The organism is Klebsiella sp. 10, assembly GCF_018223925.1.
Lineage (GTDB): Bacteria > Pseudomonadota > Gammaproteobacteria > Enterobacterales > Enterobacteriaceae > Klebsiella > Klebsiella pneumoniae.
Genome location: NZ_JAGRRB010000015.1, coordinates 377 through 21,477, shown reverse-complemented (window position 1 = coordinate 21,477; position 21,101 = coordinate 377). Strand labels below are relative to the sequence as shown.

Below are 21,101 nucleotides of genomic sequence, written 5' to 3'. Positions count from 1 at the left end.
CTCTTGTGAAAGTGGCTAACGATGAGTGCGGTAAACGGCGATGTATACGTAGCCGTAACTACCAAGGGTATCGGCTTCGCAGGTGAAACCATTGTGGTACAGGGTGACACAATGCGGGTGGCACGGATTAAGCTCACCGGTGGAGAGCATCAGCTCGAGTTGCTTCATAATCAGAGGAAATGCCTGATCGAGTCGCAGCGCCTGCTCTTCGGTGAACTGACCGTCAAAACCGGCGCGGTCGGCCAGAAAATGCAGGCGGCTCTTCTCCTGTACGAGCCTTGCGCCAAAGCACGGTGAGATGCTGCGACATAATCCCCATTGCTGTAAGTCATTTGATGACATTTTTGTTCTCCTTTACAACCAGCCACGTTCTGCAAACGAACTCACCGTCATCCCCCCGACAATGCAGTGGTCCAGCACTCTGACCTCAACCAGCGAAAGTGCCTTCACCAGCCTGTCGGTGGTTTGCCTATCAGCCTGGCTGGGCTCCGCTTCGCCGGAAGGATGGTTGTGTGCCAGAAGTACGGCAGCCGCGTTATGGCGCAGGGCCGACTTCACCACCTCACGTGGATGCACCTCCGTACTGTTGATGGTGCCGCTGAACAATGTTTCGCATTCCAGCAGACGGTGCTGGTTATCCAGGAACAGCACCATAAATACCTCGCGCTCCAGGCCGGTCATTTTCAGACGCAGCCAGTCACGAACCGCTGCAGTGGACGTAAACAATGCACCCGGCTCACGAAGATGTTTCTCCAGTAATGAGAGTGCTCGCTGAACCGTACGACGAGTTGTCACCGGCAATGCCGGTGAAGCTGTTAATTCGAAAGTCATACCGTTTCACTCAGTCGATAATCTGCAAGATGGCGCTGCATTCAGGGTGCTGAAGGGCATATTTACGCAGGCTGTAAAAGTGGTCACACATCACGTCACTACACGTATGCCAGGCATGGTGGTTCCAGACCTGCAAACAAACGGCGATGCCTGCCGCTTCATTACCGAGGATGGCGCTATTACCGTTAAGGACGTTAAACAACGACCATGTTTCGTAACCGTCCGGGGCAATAAAGGCTCCACCGTTACTGAGCGTGAAGAAATTCCAGATGCCACCGGTGTAGTCCGCGCATAACGCGTCCATCCGGCTAAAGACACGTGGCTCCAGTAATATCCACTGAGGAACCGTGCCGAAATGCAGAGGCCAGAAGCTGAGACGTTGTTCATCAGGGATAAGCGTGGCGGTTATAGCGTCTGGGACAAGAGAAGTATCAGGAAGGGCAATATTCATGGTGAGTGTCTCCGGAAATAAAAAGCCAGCCGGTAAGGGCTGGCGGGAATAAAGGGTCGTTAATTCAGTCAGGGTTTACGAATACCGTAAGAAGTGATGTAACGGTTAAGTAACCGTCCGGCTTCTGGCTCGAAGTTCCATGCCCGCCAGACCATCGTGCCGTTATAGCGTACGACCAGACGAAAATGTGTCCCCTGGTCGTCTTCGATAGCGACGTTCTTATATAGCTCTGTGAGGGATGTTGCCTGGTGGCGGGTAAACGGACCGTCGGGGAGGGAAAAAGCAGGTTCGGTATGCACGAGTATGTATCTCCGTTCCGATATCAGGACTGACCGAGCAATGACAGCATGTTCTCTGCCATCACCCACAGGGCGCGGTTGAGCTTCACGTCGCTGTTGATACCCTTAACGGCACGGGTATTTGCGCGCTTACCGTTTGCCGCTATCCCCACCAGTCCGCCTTTAATCAGGTTTTCCTGAATACGCTGATAAGTTGTCCAGAGATCTCCGGACTCATCCTGCCAGCGACGAGGGGCCAATAGCTGTGATTCCGTCACGGGCTGATGCTCCTCGCCAAAGCGATATGTCAGTGCAGCTTTTGCCAGTGCCTGTTGTGCAGGCGGCGGAAGCATTAGTGACTGCATGGCATCGCGTTTTTCCTCCACCCTGTCAAACACCCCAAGCACCTCGTAAGCCCCTTTGATAACCTTATCCACCACGTTGCCCTTATGGGGCACTCGCACCTCTCCAAAGCTCTCGCCGCAAATCAGTCCGTTCTGACAGACCGCTCGGAACAGTCCCGGCAGCATCTGGTATGAACTAGAACCGTCATGGCTGTTAAGCAGGATAATTTCCGGCACCTGTTTACCGGTAATCTGCCCTTCGCGGCGCAGACGTAGCATATGTTTGGTGTGTTCCCGCTTGTCGGGGTTACGCACACGGGTCTGGCAGGCAAAGAACGGCTGAAAACCTTCGCGCTGGAGGTTATCCAACAGAGTGATGGTCGGTATGCAGGTATAGCGCTCACTGCGCGATTCATGCTTTTCCTCACTAAACACGCTGGGAACATAGTGAGCAAGTTCATCACGGGTTAAGGGACGGTCACGGCGAACAAGGTTCACCGCACCAAAGCGGGATGCTAATCGCATGATCCACTCCTTTGTGTGTTTATCGGTATAAAAAGAAAAGGCCACGCTCCCGAAGGAACATGGCCTTTAACATTAAAAATGGCGTGGCGGATAAGACGTTATTGCCCCATGTATTCAACCCTGGCACCGGTGGCCCTACCATCAGCACCAACGGTCACCACCACCTTATCGTAGGTACGATACCCGGCATTGTAGACCTCATAAAACACAGTATTTCCCTCCACTTTGTAGCTGCCAAAATCAGCGGCCTCAGCCGTGTCACGGTCATACTCTTTCGTGTACGCTTCTTTGGCCGCTTTCATGACCGAGCCTTTGTTAATCTCCGGCGCTCGACTCCCGGCACTGGCAGCAAGGGCAGATACGTATTTCGGGCAGACCGTCATCATGTCCCCACGGGTGAATGTCAGTTGCGCACCAAAGACCTGAAGGGTCGATGTTTCCTGACCTGCAATCGAAGCAATTGCCTTTCTGGCGGCTGCAGGTGCCTGCCCGCCTTCAACCTCAACAGCCTTAAATCCTGTTTGCTGGTTGCACAACTGAGACGTGGGTACCAGATTGCCGTTTACACTGATGCGACTCCCCATCAGCTCCTGCGGGCCATTGGGGCAGCCCTGCAACTGACCAAATATGCCAATGGTGTTGTTTTTCAGCATCACCAGTGCCTGACCATTATCGGTCAGCGTCTGGCACCAGCCGTTTTTCACAGCCCAGTTACCCGCCTGAGCAGAAACCGAAATGGCTGACAAAACAAGTGCAATCACGGTCTGAATTTTCATATGTCACCTTATTAATGAATCAGAAGCGGCAACGGGGGACGCGGTACACAGAACCTGATGCATCTTTGTATCCGGACCATCACGTCAACGTCCCTGTTCGTCGTGCTCATGAACACTTTTGAGAAAGAAATATCCCTTTGCTTTGATAGGTAAAAGCGATCAATAGGGGGTTTATACATCGATATTTTAATAGATAAAAACGATCGATATTCTATTATCGATCGTTTTTACAGATCAATATACTGTTTTTTGAATGTGGTAATTGAGGGGTAAAGCGACGGATTTCAGCCAAATATTCGGTCCCATAATGCCGTGGCAAGTTGCACTAACTTTTGTCGGATACTCCTTAACAGAGCAGTCCAGACAGAAGGCAGGTGGTCAGGATTAATCACCGTGTCAAAAGCCTTACCCGCAGCCTCACCAAACTGCTGCCGTACAGCGGCGTCAGTGTCCGGGGTCTGATGCTCTGGTTTCAGCTGGCAATACACGGCACTGCTGGCCTGTACGGGCAAGGCATGCACAATCAACTCCACCAGGGCGGGCAGGTTATAGCCGGTATGTGCTGAGACAGCCATGACCGGGAAAGAGGACGGCAACTGACCGGCAACCTGCGCACTGACTGAAGCCAGTGAAAGGCATTGTTCAGAAGAAGGTGATGCATGCCAGGGCTCACCATCCCTGAGGGGTGGAATACGGTCGGCCTGAGTCAGTACAAACAGGAAACGTGAAGGGTCGGCACCGGCTTCCATCAGTGCCCTGTATGCCGTGATATCCGTTGCCCGGGCACGGTCATCGGCACGCAGTACCCAGATAATCAAATCCAGCTCTACCAGCAACGCCTTATAGAGCGCCAGATATTCCTCGTCATATTCCGGTGTCTCGCCCACCCCAGGTAAATCCACCAGTGTCATGCTGCGCTCACCAACGGTGAGTAACAGACGCTGGGGTTCCCGGGTGCAGCCCAGCAAATCACTGGTCAGACAGACGGTTTGCTGAAAAAGCGCGTTGCATAATGAACTCTTGCCCGCACCACTTTTGCCCATGATACCTATCACGGGTTCATAGTTAATCGCCTCCTGGAGGCGGGACAGAATACGTTCAGTAGCCTGCCGGGGTAAGAGATTGAGGCAGGTACGCACCACATCACTGTTATCCTGCGGATCGGGGAATTGAGGCATGATTTACTCCTGTGAAAAAACTATGCCGGGAAATTTTTCTCCCGGCGACTCACATGAGTAATGTAGGCGTTATATTTTTTGGAGTTATCGTTGCCTGTCTAGGATGGATTTTTGTAATCAAAAAGCTTGCTTTTATATCTTAGATACTCATCATGAATAAGTTTTTCAATAACTTTAATCTCTTTTTTATTAAGTACCACTGCTAACTCAGATAATTCCTTGCTGGCTTTGGCAGAGATTGTCAAATCATGTTTTCCAGACCTTCTTTTTCGTTGCTTAAAAGAATCACTCATTTTTTTCAGAAGTGCGCTTTTATCATCCAGAAATTTTCTGTAATTTTCCACATCCAGTTTACTCGGGATGGCCCAGCAATCAATCGCGCCCATTACACCAATGTATCGCTCATTAAGGTCTGCGGGTTTAAACCAGGACAGAACATTTCTTTTTATATCCTTTTTCTTTGATAAATACGACCATGCCCACTCAATGCCTTCATTATCATTTTTCTTTAACCATCTGGGGCTTTGAACCTGACTATTAAAAACAAGCCAGATACTACGAATATAATCGAATGTTTTCTTACTTTGATATGGACTGAGGGAACAAGACAGTTTATTCATGAAGGTAATAATTACCCGGCTTCTTTCAGCTGAACTCGTTGGATTACCAGATAGTCTGAAAAAAGAGTATAAGTTTTCCTCTCTTTGATCCCATTCCGGAATTAACACAGCCGTATCTTCAGGTAAATAAAGCTCCCGGGCAGAGGCTTTTCGTATATACGCCCAGAACCAAAAAATAGCACGTGAATTAACCTCCCCCTTCAACCACTTTAAATCGACGTCTTGTAGACATGAAGAATCTTCAACATGAAGACTTTTAGTTTTAACATTGCGTTTTTCCCCGGCCTGCATATTTTGCATTAAACGCTTAAAAGCTTCATCACCCCTGGTAGCGTTATTACTGCTTTCAGATACCGGGGGGCTTGAGATCGGTTCTCCTGTCCTGACTTCAATATCAGAATCCTCGGCCGCCTGCGCAGACTCGTCTTCTGGCCAAGAGTCGATACTAAATTCGCTCTCAGGACTGGTAAAGCGGCTCCCTCCCTCATGGAGAGGTTCTTCTGGCCTTGCTAATTCTTCAGCGCCCAGTTTACCAATCCCTTTCGGATAATAATTCTCATTATCGCTATCACTCACCGTTACCTCCTGTAGTAAAATCCACCATAAACAGTATGTATAATGAATCGATTATGAAGTAAACAAGTTTTTATTTTGAATGAAAATAGCTCGAAAATTGTAAGTTTTTTGTAAGAGTAAAATCGACGCCAACCTCTAAAATAAAGGGGGTTCCGGCGATTTACCAGGTAAAAATGAACATTCATAAACTTGTACAGCATACATAAATTTGTGGCAGGCATTCACTATGTTTTACATTGTCACGCGCACCGCGAATGTAGCTCACGTCAGTTCTGTTCTTATTATCAGGGTACAGGGCTGGACACGTTGTGTCCTGACAGCACTACTAGCTGGTGAGAACTAGCTGATGTAATTTTCTACTTATCAGCTGATGGTATGAGAAGGATGCCCGTTACTCTATCGATGGCAACTGGCCCTCTCCCGAACTCACACTAAATCGCGGGAGCATTACCATGACAAACAAAACTCATCCGATATCATCCAGTACCCAAACAACCACATCTTTACTGAATGATCAGCTCGTTGATATGACATTCATCACTGGCTATACAAACATGACCGATAAATGGTTCTACCGATTAATTTCAGAAAATGCGTTCCCTGCACCAATTAAACTGGGGCGTAGCTCACGCTGGCTAAAAAGCGAAGTGGAAAAATGGATGCTGGAAAGAATACAAGCATCTCGAGGTTAGTACCTTTAGTGTTGGTGTTTTACACAGGACGGTTACGTAATTTAATATAGGTTTTTTTATATAATTATACTCACTCTCATTTGTTCTTATATTCACCGCTTACTGTCAATGTCTCTTTTAAACACCCTCGCAAATACTATTGGAACAACCAGCCTCGTCTTTAAAGCAATAATTAATTTAAGTATCAGCTCAGCATTGCCTTAAAGAAAAGTCTTGCATGAAACATCACTATCTTAGTGCTTGCACTGGCCTCTCTCATCATCAGCTGTGGAATAATTATGCTCAAAAATTCAGATAGAAATTTTAATGAAGACTGGTTCCTAGCCTCAGTTCTCAATGCACACATCGATGAAATGATAAACAGATACTCATGCCTTTTGGCATTACGTATGGATTTTTTCTACAAAAAGGAAAGTGCCAGGCATTCACACTTAAATCATCAAACACTTGAACATGACTTGCGTGAATTAATGGAGAAAATGGCAAAAGAGAAAGGTGTGGTGGGCTATTTCTGGGTTGTCGAATGGACTGAACTACATAGATACCATGCGCATGTCGTATTCTGGCTGGACCGACAAAAAACACAGAGACCTTATCCTTTTGCCATTAAAGCGAGCAAGCTGTGGAATGAAATAACTCTTTGGGAAGGATGGGCATATCGATGTCAATACCAGCCGCAATATCCGGGAAATATAGACGTTCCTGTTCGGTATAACGATCCAGCCAGCATTTTGAATATTCGCCGTGTCCTGAGCTATCTGGCTAAGGAAGAACAAAAGGACGGTTTGTGTGCATACGGCTGTAATGACGTTCCTCCACGCTCAGCGTCGGGGCGTCCACGTAAGCCAGGCCCCTGATCCTACGGCTACGCAACTGGCGCTGTATGACGATACGATTATAGTGCTCTATCAGCGCGGAAAATACTCTAGTGGAGTGACAGAACAAAAAAAGTAACCACAAAACAGCTATCTCGCATCCGCAATTCCAGCGTGTTCAAATAGCTAAAAGCCGCTGTTATAAGCGGCTTTTAGAAAATATTCGATGAAACTTATTTTAAGTAATAAAATTCTAGTCCTTAGTAACTTTAATTACAGGTGTCAGGCATTCTTGCAAACTTAGGCCACCATGATTGTAGTAATCTCCCGCAGTAAATGCACTGATGCCAGGAGCCATGGCAAGTGACACTGAGGAATTCCAATACCACTCTACCTGAGGCAAATTCGTACTGGCATTATCCTTGAGAATAGCACATCTTGATAAGTACTTACGAACCAAGGGTTTTTCAAGATATGCTTTAGGTAATTGATCTGGAAGCCATAACCAACCATGATCCGTGACAATACGGATTTGCTTCCATCCTGCTTCAAACAAATAGCTTACCCTATCAGCTATTTCTTCAAGAACATCATCAATACCAAGAGGTAATTTTCTTTGCTGCTGATGTCCCAGGTTATCCAGGTCACCTGTTTGTAGCCACGCTAAGCCATTAGGCTCACCAGTATCCAATCCTTCCAGGTATTGCCACCCCTGTTGTGCCAATGCTTTTTTTAATTGATAGCTATTAAACTCACTACCCGTTGCCACTACTGAAGGCTTAAAATCCTGAGTGTCATAAGCACCGTTCAAAAGTGCAGCAACAGGAGTAACCGCAGCTTTCGCTGTATCAGTTAAAGATGGCAGAGCACTCCATTGTGTTTTGGTATCGACAATCAAATGACGCGCAGTAAGCTTACGCTCTAATACTTTAGCGCAATCAAAACGCAAACCATCTACAAAAAACACTACCATCCCTTTAACCTGGTAAGTAGCTGTCGCTTCCTTAATTTCAGTATTCCCGGGATATCCTTTTCTTTTAACCAACTGTTGGAAGTTGAGCGATACCTCGTTCAACCAAGGGGAATATATTATTTTTAATACATTTGCGACTAATTCCTGTTGACCCGGTTCTTTTGCCAATGCCATGGCCTGCAACGCTGCAGCATCGACTTGCCAGAAGCACTCCTGATATAGCTCTGCCATCTCTTCCGGTGACTGATGATTGAACACTTGCTGGGTCAATTCAGCGACTTTTGCCAGATGGGCCAAAATCTCGAGGTATTTAGATTCTCCTAATCGATACCAAAGCCAGCTTTCGCGCTCTTTATTCTGTTGATATAGTGAACAGATAGTTCCTCTAACTTTGTTTACATCAAGTTGAGGAAGGCCAGCAAGCGCATCGGCAAGGCTTTTTTCATTGCGAGTATTTTCAATAGGATAATGACTTAAATCAGCAGCTAAATCAGGGGTTACATCACGAAGGACAAGGATTAATCCTGATAGGTTATGTGCGGTATCTTCAAAGCGCTGCCACACTTCTTGCCACGCCCCCTGGGCAGATAAAAGGGATGCGAGCATTTGAGAATAATTAGCATCTGTTGGTTCATAACCAAACTGAGTTGAGCAAGTATTACTGAAAAGCGACCATTTATTGTCGTCCCACTGCTTACGCTTATCTTCGGGATTATTCAGCCACCCAAGTAGATCTTTAATAGGATCATTAAATACTAATGATTGAAAATCTTTAGCCTCTAACCGCTTTCCTTGTAGGTCTTCAATACGGGATTCTAAAAGATCCTTCAAGATTTGTGGGATAATTTCTAATGTGTTTTTATCTTTTGCTACATCTAATTCAAGCCCAACACGTGGATTTGTCAGAAAAGAACTTATACTCCAGTCACGACCTGCTGTATTATAGGCCCACCAACATCCGCGATATTGCAATTCAGCTAAAGGTCGTAAATAGTCTGGACAATCTTCGATAGCGCGTAACGCTTTTCGCCCAATTTTGGGAAGATAGATAATTGGTGTTCGATCTTCAGGTAACATAACCTCTTCCAACACCCCAGCAATGGCACACTTTAACCAAATAGCCGGACCAATCCGCTGCTCTGGTTGATATTCACCAAGCTCGAGCAGCTCGGGAATGAATTGTTTAATCAAAGGCATAGCACTTTGCCATTGGCAAGTTTCATCTGTCCATAGAACCGCTGCTGGGGCCTCTTGCACCGCAGGATTAAAATTTGCACTACCTCGTAGCTGCTCTATCAATTTATCAATTACTTGCATTCGTTATCTCCCGACGACACCCGGTAAACTAAAGAGAGTAATAGCCTTATCTACCATCGCGGCTGTTCTTTGTTCAATTTGCGCTATTGACCAATTATCAGCAACAACCAGTTCCTGATTAAGATACAAACCATTGTTGTAGCCTACAGGACATTTATCCCGGGTCGTACGATCGCGTTTTTCCAAAAAACTCTTATTCCCTAAAGAACTGTTGTATCCCGAAATAGTCAAGTTACCAAGTTTATGCACATGGCTTTGACGATATTGCTCCGCCAACATTTTATCGCCATCCGCTATCATAGCTACCCAAGAATTAGGGATGTTTAATCCTTGTGGGAAAACATGCTCAATGGTCCACACATATTGCTTGCCTTCCACTGCCCATAGGTCTACTTGGTTCTCCTTGGTCATCATGCTTTCTTCAAGAGCACACAGGATAAAGCGGCAGACCCAGCTATTTTCTTCGTATAGACCGCCACTAAGCGCTTGGCGGAAATGCTCATCAGAGGTACTGACAGACCCTAGGTTATTAGCAATAGCACTCACAACCTGCTCACCGTGGCAGCTTTGCAGAATTTCAGTTAACTCCATAAATATGCGATTTAAATCCCGAGTAGCAGGCACATCAGTAGTGTTCCTACGGACAAAGAAGCTGGTCAGCAAAGTGACCACTTTTTCAATATGCTCAATGCTCAATGCTAAGTTCTGTCGTCTGGCAAACAACATTAGCAATAAGAGATAAGAAGGAGCGCCTTGAATTCTATCCAGACTTTTAAGCAGTTTTGTTAGTTTCGGTTCATCCGGAACTTCGCAGTTCCCTACAATCTGCGCATACCAGTCAGAATGACTGCGCATAGTTTGTAGGAATTGATGCGGATCATGAGTAATCAATTTTTCGTAAATTTGAATAAGATTAGATTTCGTCGCTACTGGTACATTGACGATATCTTTTAACTCAGGCTTGAACGCATTGTAGTACTGACGGAAAAAACGCTCTTGCACCCCATAATCATCCCCCAGGGCTTCCATCACTTTGGTCCAGCTGATAAAAGACTTATCAATACTGCCCGGCTCAATCTGTTCGATCTTCGCCAGTAGCTTGTTTTTCATTAAATCAATCGCGGTAAGAGGCACACCGCGATTGTTAAGTGACTCAAACAGGGTATAAGCATCTGAATGACTTGCCACCTCTATTTTTACCAGAGTAGATGCATTAACTTTATCAAGTAGCACATTCAGTGCCTGCAATGGGGTTTCGCTCTCACTAACATACTGTTCAATGCGCATTAAAAAATGTCGATAGGCACGAAATACCCGACGATTACCTGCATTGGAAACCCACTCAGCCTCTTTAAGAATACCTGCCTCTTTCAACACCGCCAGGTAATCCTGCTGGTTGGCATTTTGCACCTGAGGTACTAACCGGGGCTGGTCCGCATTCTTTTTTAGCACCAATTTATGCTTCAGGTTATACAGCTCTATCTGCTGCTCCATCTCAAGTTTAATGCCCAACTGGTTGTAGCTTGCATAAATGGCAGCTAACAATAATGACAATGTGGTCATTCGCTGTTGGCCATCCACTAACTCTAACAGCTGCAGAGCCAGCGTATCTGTACTTTGGTTGATACAGATAATCGACCCCAAGTAGTAATTAAGGTCGTTTTCTAACAAATCTTCAAACAAAGCATCCCATTGCCATTTACCCCAGGTATACTCCCGTTGGTAGCGTGGGATGGCATACACCACCCCGGCTTCAATATCCAACAAGGTTGACACCGGATAGTTGAATACTGATTTAATCATCCGTGATTTTCCTTATTTTCATATTCGTCTCTGGCAGCTTGTTTATCAGCAAGACTGATATGGTGGTCATTGATACGCGCCCCCTCTTTTTCACCATACTGCAGTCCCAGATAATACCAGGGGGCCGATTCAACGTCGTTGCCGCGGTCTTTACCCCACTTAATATTGGGCTTAGTGCGTAAAACACCGGCCCCCTTCTTATCCACATCTGGTGCCTGCATAAACGGACGAATATTAAGGCGCACACCATCATTTAAGTCCGGGTTCCAGCCCATAGGCTGTTCGTGTAACGGTTTCCAGCGCACAAAAATGTCGAGACCACTCTTGCCGGTGATGGCATCTCCTTTAAGGATGGCTTCCAGCGAGTCTTTGAGGTTTTTAGCCGCCATCAAACGACTTTCTGCACCATCAATGCCTTCTTTGAAACCATGCTCCTGAGTACGGATCCAGTCCCCAAGATAGGTATAAATCAGGCGCTCTAAACCCTGATAATTGAGCTTATGGTAGTTGACCAGTACTGAGAATCCATCTTTAAGACCATCCCAGATTTGCCAGATAAACGGGCGGTGCTGGAAAAGTTTGCAATGTTGTTCAAAGAATTTATCCCGCAGCCAGTTTTCCAGGCTCTTACTACTAACGCTGGCAAGCAGATCACTGAGAACACTGGATGACCAGTCCTCTTCGTAGGCAGCCTGCAGCATGGCTTCCAGGCGAGAAGCAGCGGCTTTTTCCCCGCGAAGTGCTGGCAGGCAGACTATGCCATCATCATCCACGAGTTTAAGCAGTTCATCAGATTTACCAAGCCAGTGAAGCATCTCATCAGCCAGCTCCATTTTGTCATCCAGCTCTGCTGGCCACCGGTAACCCAAAAGGCGAGCAACCGCAACTTGTAGTACTGTCTCGTCGGTTCGCTTATCAGCGATAGCAGTCCATTTTTTTTCTTCATCCCAGATAACAGAGCCACAGGGATGGCCATGGAAGATCCATTGTGTTGGATCATTGGTGTATGGTTTTGGGAGGCCGTTGGGATACTTTTCTTCTGCTACTTCAGACCAGTATTCAAGGTCAAATGGAATTTTAACAAGAGTGGCATTAGTGACTTTAATTGATTGATCGACTTTACGAACTTCTTCTCCAAAAGTATCTGATTCACAGTAAGCCCAGATAGCTTTTAAAGCATCCTTTTTTTTCGGAATAATTGTGGCCACGTTCTGGTGGAAACGTTCTTTGCTATATATATAAGAAAACAATTTCCCCATTCGATGGACTGCAATCCCATTACTACCAACAGCTTTTAACCCTTTTGATGGATAAGCCGTAGGTGAAGCATGTAAGAACCCTTTACCTTGCTCCCATCGAACAAGCCAAGATTGCCCATCGAATTGTGAATAATTATCTGGTGTAGCTTGTAAGAACTCCCATATTTTCTTGTTTTTTCTTGCAACCTCCCAAAACCCTACTATATACATAGGGTCATCACTGCTTTGCAGTCCTACCAACCCATCAGCATATTCATCCAGTAAAGAAAGTTTATTCTCTTGCCCAAAGGAAACTCTCGCATCCGGATTCTCCAGTTGCTTCAACTGCTCAACACCTTTTACATCCTCAACAAATAGTTGACCTGCTTTCTCTGCTGTGGTTTTAGCTGCAGATACATCGACTCCATGCAGTAATGATCCTTGAGTCGCAATACCTTTGGTAAGAGTGATCAAAATCGCCTGAACCACCTCGCCTGAAATAGTTTCAAATGCTCTTGGTCCCAGACGCGCCACCAGATCCCAGCTATATTCTGTCAGCAGTTTTTCACGAAGCTTCTTATAGCTGGCCAGAAAAAGCCAGTTCTGGGGTAATACGATGGTCGATGTTCCACCGGTTGGACTGAAATTTATACACCGTTCCAAGAACACTGTCGCCAGGTCGGCCTTTGCTTCCGGAAAGTAGTTCTCACAAAAATTTTGTAAGGTGTCGCACTGCTTGCCACGGGCCAGATAAGGCACATTGGTTGCTACCAGATGATAACTTTCAGACAACAATTTAGCTGCTACTGCCAGACCCTGAGCAGTTACCTCGGCTGTTTTTGCTTCATCGTCGGTTGCAGCTTTCGCATCCAGGAGAACCTGCCAGGGGGAATCTTTGCCTTCAGTTTTTCCTTCGTAATAAGCCGTATTGACGTCAATCAGGCTGCCCAGCACCGGGGCATCTTTGAAGGTTCGGGTAAACCAATTAAGTGCCTCGCTGATATCCGGATTGTGTTTAGCAAGCGCCAGCCATTCCTGGGCAGCTGCGCTGACATCCAGCCCTGAGCAGGCAATATTTAGTGCAGGGAGGGTACGGTAACCACCGGCATTGGGATATCGCCAGGCCTCCAGCGCCAGAGCAAAAGCAGCAATCTCCACACAGCGACTGTCAAGTTCAAGGCCATGAAGGTTATCAGCAAGCACCTTATCTACAGCGCTTCTGGCATCAAGTCCTTCAAGCTGCATACGCATTGGTACCAGCATCAGGAATAATGCAACCAGAAAATGCCCTGAACCACAGCACGGATCCAGCGTTTTCAGTGCACGAACTTCCTGTGGCCAGCCATCAAACCAGCCGCCGGCGGCTTGCCACAACTCACCCTGCTCATCGCTGGTTTTAACAAAACGCAGATATTCCAGCGGTACACCATCAATGGCAGCAGCCTGACGTAAAGTTTTCTCATCACTGGCCGAGCGTAAATCCGCATCCGTCAGCTGTTTTTTCGCCCACCAGGCACCCAAGCTGTTATCCAGCAGGAAGCTCACCATATAAGGCTCAGTGAATAACTGGGTGACCGGGCTTAACTCATCCGCACCAATCGGAATACCCGCCGCATTTACTTCCTTTTTTCGTTTGCTTTGCCAGAACTGGTAACACCATCCCAAGCTGTCCTGGGCCTGAAAAACCGCACCAGGAAGTGTCAGAATCAAATCCTCTAATTCACGAATGCGATCGACGGGAATTTGCAGCTCAAATACGGGGGAATCGACCCGAAATACCTGAGGCAGCATTCTCTGCGCCAGCTTGCCGGCCAGTTCCCAGCCATCTTTACAGCCTTCTTCTTCAGCATATTCCTGACAGTCGGTCAGCGTGACAGCAAGATATTTATCCAGCATTAGCAGATTGTTTTGCTCCAAAAAGCGGGCAAATAACATACGATGCCAGTGCTCATAGCTGACCTCCGCCTGCAGGCGTTCAGTTCCTTGCACACCATTGGCCTGCAGCTTGTCCCCCAACTGGCGGGCATGGGCACGCAGGCGATTACGCAGCTTACGCTCATTATCGTTCAGGTATCCAGGGGCTTCCGCCGTCTCCACTCCTAAACGTATTAATGCTTCTGATGCAGCTTTTTCTATCAGTTCTCGGGCCCTGACAACAACTTTTTCCAGCTGATTTCTAAGCGTTTTATCCAGTGACTGTCGCATGTAGTACTCTTAAATTGAGGTTACTTCTAATTTTGCATATAGACTCGCACCTAAAGCCCAGACAAGGTTGTCTGAACTTCAGGAGTGATGAGAGGTTATTTCAACGATGCAGGACGATTTTCAGCTAAAGCGGACATAACTTCTTGTCTAACTTTTGCCAACCAAGAATCGAGCTCAGCCTCTGTTTCAATGACTGATTTTGGTAAAAGTACGATTTTTGCTTTAGGCACCAACATATCAACCGCATCCTGCCGCATACGGCTAAAACGGCCTGCCAAAGCAGAGGTTTTATCACTCCACCGTTCTAACGAGGTATTTTCAATACAATCGAGTACTCTGTCGTTATCAGATAATGGTGACATTTCCAGGTTATCCAGATGATGCTTTGTCAGCAATCGCTCCTGCTGCTCTGTAGAAAGCTGGCTCCAGATTGGATCTTCATGCAATTCCTTTAGACACTCGTTATATTCAGTTTGAAAATCTTCGTACTTTTTCAAAATCGCAACGCGAATTTTTTCAATTACCTGCTTCAGCAACGGCTGTACTGGATCAGGATCGGCTAACAGACTTCGGTTTTGCTCAATTGCATGCACCTCGTTCATGAGCACGTCAAAACCAACTAAATTTTGGCAATACTTAAGCGCCGATTTTAGTTCGCCCCAGCGAGCTTGTCTGACGAACACTTTTTCAGCAAGCCCTTTCCAACTCTCCACTTCATCGATAATATCGCGATGTCGTTCGAAGGCAGCCATTAGCTGTTCATTACCAGAAAGCCTTTCAACTTCAACAAGTAATTCTGCTTTTGGTGGTAATGGTAATGGGGCGTCGCCTCCCGCTTTACGAGCCAATTGCTTGGCGGTTTCTATCGCATCTCTTAATTTGGATTGCTCTTCACCATTGGTGCAGTTCAAACCAATCGCATGGATCAAACTTCGAATGCCTGCCAACTGCCGCGGCGTCAAACTTACGGTTTCAGGACGGAAGTTTGTTTGAGAGACTTTGCTACGCTCCAAACTTTTCGCATCGACTGATTTTTCCTGAGAATCGCTTGCTTTCAATACACCAGCAGCCAACATGGTAAAAAGTGCGCCGTCAACGGTATCTTTCGGCCAGCCGAATGGAGCAGACATAAAGTTATCTCGTATCTCTCCCCCAGTTTTTGCAACACCTATAAATCGTTTAATGGCAACACAGACAGGATGCTTTTCCACTTCATCATTATGACCTACAGCTTCCAGAGCATTTGCATCAGCGAATTTACTTGCGCGCTCAAATACCTTATCCCATCCTTTTTGATCTGCTTGCTTAAACTCTGTGTAGAGCCGTTCAGATGCTTTCTTACCTGCATTCTGGAACTGCTCAACTAATGTGTCGCCAAGTACTTCGCTCCCACCAGCCATTTGTACCTGGATACCATCAATAATTTCTTTAAGGATCAGTTTCTTGGTGCGCTCAGCTTCATACTTCCGGTGCTCCATTGCAGCGCGAGCGTCTTTACCCGCATCCGTAGAGGGTATCCCACTCACTTCCAGAGTTGTTTCCGCCGCTTTAAAATCGACAATCGCGCTCAGTAACTCATTACGGCGAATGGACGGAACATGAATGAAAATAGTAGCGTCATCAGGGTTCGCACTACGCACTGCATCCTCGAAAGCTTTTTCTTTACATTCAAGTACATGAGCATAGAGATTTTTTTTAGCATCGGCAGGAAGATCCTGATCGAAACACACGGTGATCTTACGGGGTTCGTTACTGACCCCTTGATTAACGCTACTAAACCCTAGAGCAGTGTTAACACGGTTTTTTATTTCGAGGCTGCGGAACGTTTCTAAACGCTGTGGGTTACCGCGTAGATCATTTTGTTGTTGTTTGAAAGTATCATGCCACTGCTGGCTTTCAAGCGTTTGCAACCTGTATTCAACACCTGCACTAGTATTCATTGGCAGTAAGTCGCCGTCATCAACCAGTTGTTGAATTAAATGTGGCAGTTTTGCTCTCAGTTCATGCTTACCATCACTTAAATGTTCCAAGAGTAAATCAGCGAGGAAAGCTTCCGTTGAGGCAATACCGTGATTAATATCTGTTGGTAGTTTACTAATGAGCAGTATCAACGAAAGTACTCTACCCTGGAGGACTTCATCTTCGTCCCCAGCCTTGAAGCGAGCTATCTTTTCGTAGATCTCTTTGCCAATAACACCCGTTTGTAGCAAGTTGATTGCAATTTGTTCATAGATAAAATCGGCAGGGACAACAGAACCCAACGGTTTAAGTGCCGTAGATTTTGTAGCCTCATGCACTACACGTAACTGATTTCGTAGTTGAGATCCGGTTCCGGTTTTATCCAGCGCAGGTAGGACTCGCTCCCAGAAACGACGACGCACTGGCAGTAACGGATAGTCTGCAACCATCCATTTTTCATCGTCTTTATGAGCTTCAATAATAGAACCACTCATATGACGATTAATCTCACCGAGGTTATGATGTACCACGGATTCGATCCCTGCTCTGGCAGTTTCTTTCTTCTGGAGAATAACTTTCCGGATTACCGCATCGACATCAGTATCCTCAAGCTGAACAGAAATCTGGAAACGCCCCATAAGGCGTTGCAGGTTTTGCAACCCGGATAAGGCACTTTGCCCTGTGGCGACGAAAAGTAATTTCGACTTAAGTGCGCCAGCTTTACAGCATGTTTCAACGGTCTCTTGCACAAGATGAGCACGATCGGGATCATCAGCGATATACTGCTGAACCTCGTCAAGAACAACCAAAGTTAAGGGCATTTCGCCTTCATTTGACAATGCATCAACAATCGACTGAACCATTTCCGTATTTGATACATCATCAACAATTTTATATTGCGCACGCAGCATATCTCGTACTTCTTTAGCATCACTTCCAAGAGATGGTAAAGCATGTAACAGCGCATTCGCCATGACTGGTGAAACATGGAGATTGCGCAGTTCTTTCTTCCAAAGGTCTTCGCCTTCTTTACCTTTGGCATGCTGTTGGATGTAAGCTTTTACTTGCTCAAGTACCCCTTCAGATCTTAACCAAAGTTCAAATTGGGCAAGATGATATTGCTCAGACAACCCAGCTGATTTGAAAATGATCGCCAACAAGGCTAATCGAACTTTGTCTTCTGCTCCCGCCCCCAAAGTTCCTGACGCGGCATGAAGTCCTCCCAGTCGACTTCCCAATGTTGAAAGTTCGTCAAAATATTGTCGTACATCATCGGGTAACTCAACCAATGAGCGAGCTTCTGCTCCGCTCTCCATTTTCTGATTCACCCAAAGGGTTCTGAGCATTTTAGCTAGATGCGATTTCCCAGAACCGAAAAAGCCTGAAATCCAAACTGCAGGTTGTTCACCAGAACTTTTAACGTTTCGTAAGTAGTTGCTAAGAATATCAGCCATGCCTTTGGCATAAGCTCCGCTACAGACAAACGTCCGCAGCTCATAATCTAATGTTTCAAGAGCCCCTTTGGAGAGATCATCTTTTACCTCAGCCACACCGTTGTTGGCCAATTTGCTTTCCAGAGGGTCAAGTTTATAAATTTCGCGGTTTAGCATTTTTCTTTACCTAGTTAAGCTATGGTGATCGCAGTGGCTTGATATCCCCAGCCATCTTTGGCATCGAGCAGTTTGTAGTTATTCTCATGATATTCTCCGGGGAAAAATACCACCAAGCGTCCCTGTACTTGAGTCGTTAAAGATTTAACTAAAGCGGAAACTGATACAAAGCCGAACATGGTCCCACATCCCATAAGAGCCACTACAGATTCAGGTGTTTGGTGCGCACTAATCTGCTCATGGAGTTTCGACACAAGCTCTTCAGCAAAATAGTCATAGCTTCCTTCCAGATACTCTGGATCTTCAAAATAAGCCTCTTTGTAGTCCTGTCTGGCCATCCAGTAGGGGAACTCATTGGTCAAGTCCAACAACAGCCATGGATGCTCGCTTTCGATGCATGCATGCTCAAATTCAGTCATACGAGCACGAAGCTTAAGCTCATCTTCTTTGTCATATACGACAAAGATAGCCTTCTCTTCAGCTGAGATATTGTTACCCCATGGCACACTGATGTGACTGGAAAAACTTTTCAGTAATTTTGACAATCTGTCAGACATCACGTTATTCCTTAACTAGGAGATTCAGAGGTGCAAAAGACACTTCAACGACCTCACTGGCTTGTTTGAAATTAATCAGGCCTCGCAAAGTTGCTCTATATGCAAGCTCGTACAAAGTTGTTTCATCAACTGGTAATAGTTTCATCCAAAAGCTATCAAACAAACGTTTACCTGAAAGCCCCTGAAAGTGCCCAAGAAGTAGAGCAAAAACCACGTTCACATACGTTACTTTTGGGTCAGTACGTTGTTTTTTAACCTTACCTGAAAGATAACCTGATTGAGTCCAGGTGCCACTAATGTTTCGCGCAAATGACTGAAGTGATGCCTGACTAAATCGATCTGGATCGTCTTTTGCTAGGTGTTCTTCCATAACGCTTCTGGGTAAGATTTGCCCAGGCTTAAGTGCCGTAATGACCCCAACAGATTCTCGAAGTAGTGGATCTCTTGCAATAGCCAATTGCAGTGCGAGTAGAGGCTGAGCTTCTTCAGATAGCTCCCAAAGTTGACGAAAAAATTTGAACAAAGGTATGTGCGGAGACATCCCATAAAGACCAACCATGTGCCGATAAGTTAGTTTCCTGGCACTAGAACTGGGTTTATGAAGAATATTGTCATCCACAATGCTTACCCTATATTCTTCTTGTAAGGTGTTCTCAGGCCGTGCCTGGAGCAATATCTTCAATTCTTCGATCATCATGCAACGCGCTGCATGAGGTCCATTTTTTCCAAACTTGAATCCATACTGAACTAACTGCTCATGGTTCATCAGGATACCTCCTCAAATCCGAGTACTAAAAGCCATTTTTGATAAAAAAACTGCTTTCGTTTTGCTTTAGCACTCAAGTATATTGTTCGTAAACATGTAAAGCCATTATCTGCAACTATCTTGATTTAACTGAATAAATGGTTACCAAAGTCGAATGGGCTAACCCTACTTTCACGATTTCTATCCAGATAATCCGCCCACCACTGTAACATCAACCTACGCTCCCCAAGATGTTCCGCCTTATGGATGTAAGCCGCACGCACAGAGTTACGCTCCTGATGGCTCATCTGCCGCTCTACTGCATCCCTCGACCACAACCCCGATTCTATCAGTGAACTACAAGCCATGGTCCTGAAACCATGCCCACAGACTTCCGTTTTTGTGTCATAGCCCATCACTCTTAGAGCCTTGTTCACCGTGTTCTCACTCATGGGTTTACGCGGATCGTGATCACCAATGAAGATCAGCTCACGGTTTCCACTCATACTTTTGATCTTTTCCAAAATGGCTAACGCCTGCCGCGACAAAGGAACAAGGTGAGGTGTCCGCATCTTCGAACCTCGCTGAGAATGTTTAATACCTTCCAGCGGCTCACGCTCTCCCGGAATCGTCCACATGGCCGTTTCAAAATCCACTTCTGACCAGCGGGCAAAGCGCAGCTCGCTTGAGCGGATAAAGACTAACAAGGTAAGTTCAACAGCAAGTCGGGTTAATGGTCTTCCGGAATAGTGATCAATGCGATGAAGTAATTCAGGAATACGATTAAGCTCCAAAGCCGCACGATGCTGTCTTTTCGCCGTAGCAACCGCACCGGCAATCTCTTGCGCAGGATTGTAGTCGATTAAGCCGCTCTGAACGGCAAAGCGCATAATCGCGGTAGTTCGCTGCTGTAAACGGGCGGCGACTTCAAGGCGTCCGGATGACTCGACTGCTTTGATGGGTACAAGTAGGTCTCGCGTTTTCAGTTCTGCAATGTTCCGCTTACCAATGGCAGCAAAGAGATTATCTTCAAGGCTTTTCAATACACGAGCACTATGCGATGCAGACCACTTCTGATTGCTGGCGTGCCACTCTCTGGCTACCACTTCAAACGTTATCGCCTCTTGCTCCTTCTCTACCTTACCGGCTTTCTTGTTCTCACTGGGATCGATGCCATTAGCTATTAGCTTACGGGCTTCATCCCTGCGTGTCCGGGCATCCGACAGCGACACTTCAGGATATTTCCCCAGCGCCAGCATTTTTTCTTTACCACCAAAGCGATAACGAAGTCGCCAGTATTTAGAACCGTTAGGGTGAACAAGCAACACCATGCCTTCACCGTCAGTAAGTTTATAGGCTTTTGCTTCAGGCTTAGCCGAACGAACTTTCACATCACTCAGAGCCATGATGAGTATCCTTTCAAGGGGCCTGTGTGGGTACAAACATTATCGAACCGGGATATACCCGCAGTTGTACCCGCATCAGTAAGTTGATGTAGATTGAATCAGGTTGACTTAGGTTGAGTGAAAAAGCGAGGAAAGCCTTGCGGATACTGGATTTCAGGCACAAAAAAAGACGTCCATTGACGTCTATTGATGTTCCGATGGT

18 protein-coding genes are annotated in these 21,101 nt (G+C 46.2%); 2 read left to right on the top strand and 16 right to left on the bottom strand.

Annotation, left to right across the window (positions count from 1 at the left end; translation table 11 throughout):
- Positions 1-15 precede the first annotated feature (15 nt).
- The 8 genes from KHQ26_RS17910 to KHQ26_RS17875 form a co-directional block, all read right to left on the bottom strand.
- Positions 16-342 carry a type IV toxin-antitoxin system YeeU family antitoxin gene (locus tag KHQ26_RS17910; RefSeq protein WP_049257469.1) on the bottom strand — a complete coding sequence of 109 codons (327 nt, stop codon included), beginning with the start codon at positions 340-342 and terminating at the stop codon, positions 16-18.
- 12 nt (positions 343-354) lie between these two features.
- Entirely contained in the window at positions 355-831 is a 477-nt protein-coding gene (gene radC / locus KHQ26_RS17905) for a RadC family protein (RefSeq protein WP_049123925.1), read from the bottom strand.
- A 10-nt stretch (positions 832-841) separates the two neighbouring features.
- Complete coding sequence (locus KHQ26_RS17900) at positions 842-1,282, bottom strand: antirestriction protein (protein WP_049123924.1); 441 nt, start codon at positions 1,280-1,282, stop codon at positions 842-844.
- A 68-nt stretch (positions 1,283-1,350) separates the two neighbouring features.
- Complete coding sequence (locus KHQ26_RS17895; protein WP_077258964.1) at positions 1,351-1,581, bottom strand: DUF905 domain-containing protein; 231 nt, start codon at positions 1,579-1,581, stop codon at positions 1,351-1,353.
- Positions 1,582-1,604: 23 nt separating this feature from the next.
- A complete protein-coding gene (locus KHQ26_RS17890) occupies positions 1,605-2,432 on the bottom strand; it encodes a DUF932 domain-containing protein (RefSeq protein ID WP_049123935.1) in 828 nt (275 codons plus the stop codon).
- Between the two features lie 95 nt (positions 2,433-2,527).
- Positions 2,528-3,205, bottom strand: coding sequence for a hypothetical protein (locus KHQ26_RS17885; protein ID WP_049123922.1), 678 nt, complete (start codon positions 3,203-3,205; stop codon positions 2,528-2,530).
- Positions 3,206-3,489: 284 nt separating this feature from the next.
- Positions 3,490-4,383, bottom strand: coding sequence for a GTPase family protein (locus KHQ26_RS17880; protein ID WP_049123919.1), 894 nt, complete (start codon positions 4,381-4,383; stop codon positions 3,490-3,492).
- 98 nt (positions 4,384-4,481) lie between these two features.
- Complete coding sequence (locus KHQ26_RS17875; RefSeq protein ID WP_053090249.1) at positions 4,482-5,579, bottom strand: hypothetical protein; 1,098 nt, start codon at positions 5,577-5,579, stop codon at positions 4,482-4,484.
- A 452-nt stretch (positions 5,580-6,031) separates the two neighbouring features.
- Between KHQ26_RS17875 and KHQ26_RS17870 the strand changes: the two genes are divergently transcribed.
- The gene (locus KHQ26_RS17870) at positions 6,032-6,271 is read left to right on the top strand and encodes a helix-turn-helix transcriptional regulator (RefSeq protein WP_013878127.1); all 240 of its coding nucleotides are present in this window, start codon (positions 6,032-6,034) and stop codon (positions 6,269-6,271) included.
- A 278-nt stretch (positions 6,272-6,549) separates the two neighbouring features.
- Positions 6,550-7,128 (top strand): inovirus-type Gp2 protein, encoded by a 579-nt coding sequence (locus KHQ26_RS17865; protein ID WP_049257473.1) that lies wholly within the window; start codon positions 6,550-6,552, stop codon positions 7,126-7,128.
- Positions 7,129-7,339: 211 nt separating this feature from the next.
- Here KHQ26_RS17865 and pglZ read toward each other — a convergent pair whose 3' ends face one another.
- From pglZ to KHQ26_RS17825, 8 genes are all read right to left on the bottom strand, one after another.
- Positions 7,340-9,376: a BREX-1 system phosphatase PglZ type B gene (gene pglZ, locus KHQ26_RS17860; protein WP_049123917.1), complete on the bottom strand. Its 2,037-nt coding sequence runs from the start codon at positions 9,374-9,376 to the stop codon at positions 7,340-7,342.
- Positions 9,377-9,379: 3 nt separating this feature from the next.
- Positions 9,380-11,179, bottom strand: a complete 1,800-nt coding sequence (locus KHQ26_RS17855; RefSeq protein ID WP_211777930.1) for a DUF262 domain-containing protein — start codon at positions 11,177-11,179, stop codon at positions 9,380-9,382.
- On the bottom strand, positions 11,176-14,622 hold the full coding sequence (locus KHQ26_RS17850; protein ID WP_049123914.1) for an Eco57I restriction-modification methylase domain-containing protein: 3,447 nt from the start codon (positions 14,620-14,622) through the stop codon (positions 11,176-11,178). The genes KHQ26_RS17855 and KHQ26_RS17850 overlap by 4 nt, the downstream gene beginning before the upstream one ends.
- 95 nt (positions 14,623-14,717) lie before the next feature.
- Complete coding sequence (brxC, locus tag KHQ26_RS17845) at positions 14,718-18,191, bottom strand: BREX system P-loop protein BrxC (protein WP_049123912.1); 3,474 nt, start codon at positions 18,189-18,191, stop codon at positions 14,718-14,720.
- 14 nt (positions 18,192-18,205) lie between these two features.
- Positions 18,206-18,748: a BREX protein BrxB domain-containing protein gene (locus tag KHQ26_RS17840; RefSeq protein WP_049123910.1), complete on the bottom strand. Its 543-nt coding sequence runs from the start codon at positions 18,746-18,748 to the stop codon at positions 18,206-18,208.
- 4 nt (positions 18,749-18,752) lie between these two features.
- The gene (locus KHQ26_RS17835; protein ID WP_045345930.1) at positions 18,753-19,514 is read right to left on the bottom strand and encodes a hypothetical protein; all 762 of its coding nucleotides are present in this window, start codon (positions 19,512-19,514) and stop codon (positions 18,753-18,755) included.
- Positions 19,515-19,639: 125 nt separating this feature from the next.
- Complete coding sequence (locus tag KHQ26_RS17830) at positions 19,640-20,899, bottom strand: tyrosine-type recombinase/integrase (RefSeq protein ID WP_049123908.1); 1,260 nt, start codon at positions 20,897-20,899, stop codon at positions 19,640-19,642.
- Positions 20,900-20,912: 13 nt separating this feature from the next.
- On the bottom strand, positions 20,913-21,101 hold a 189-nt coding region (locus KHQ26_RS17825; RefSeq protein ID WP_211777931.1), incomplete at its 5' end, for a hypothetical protein.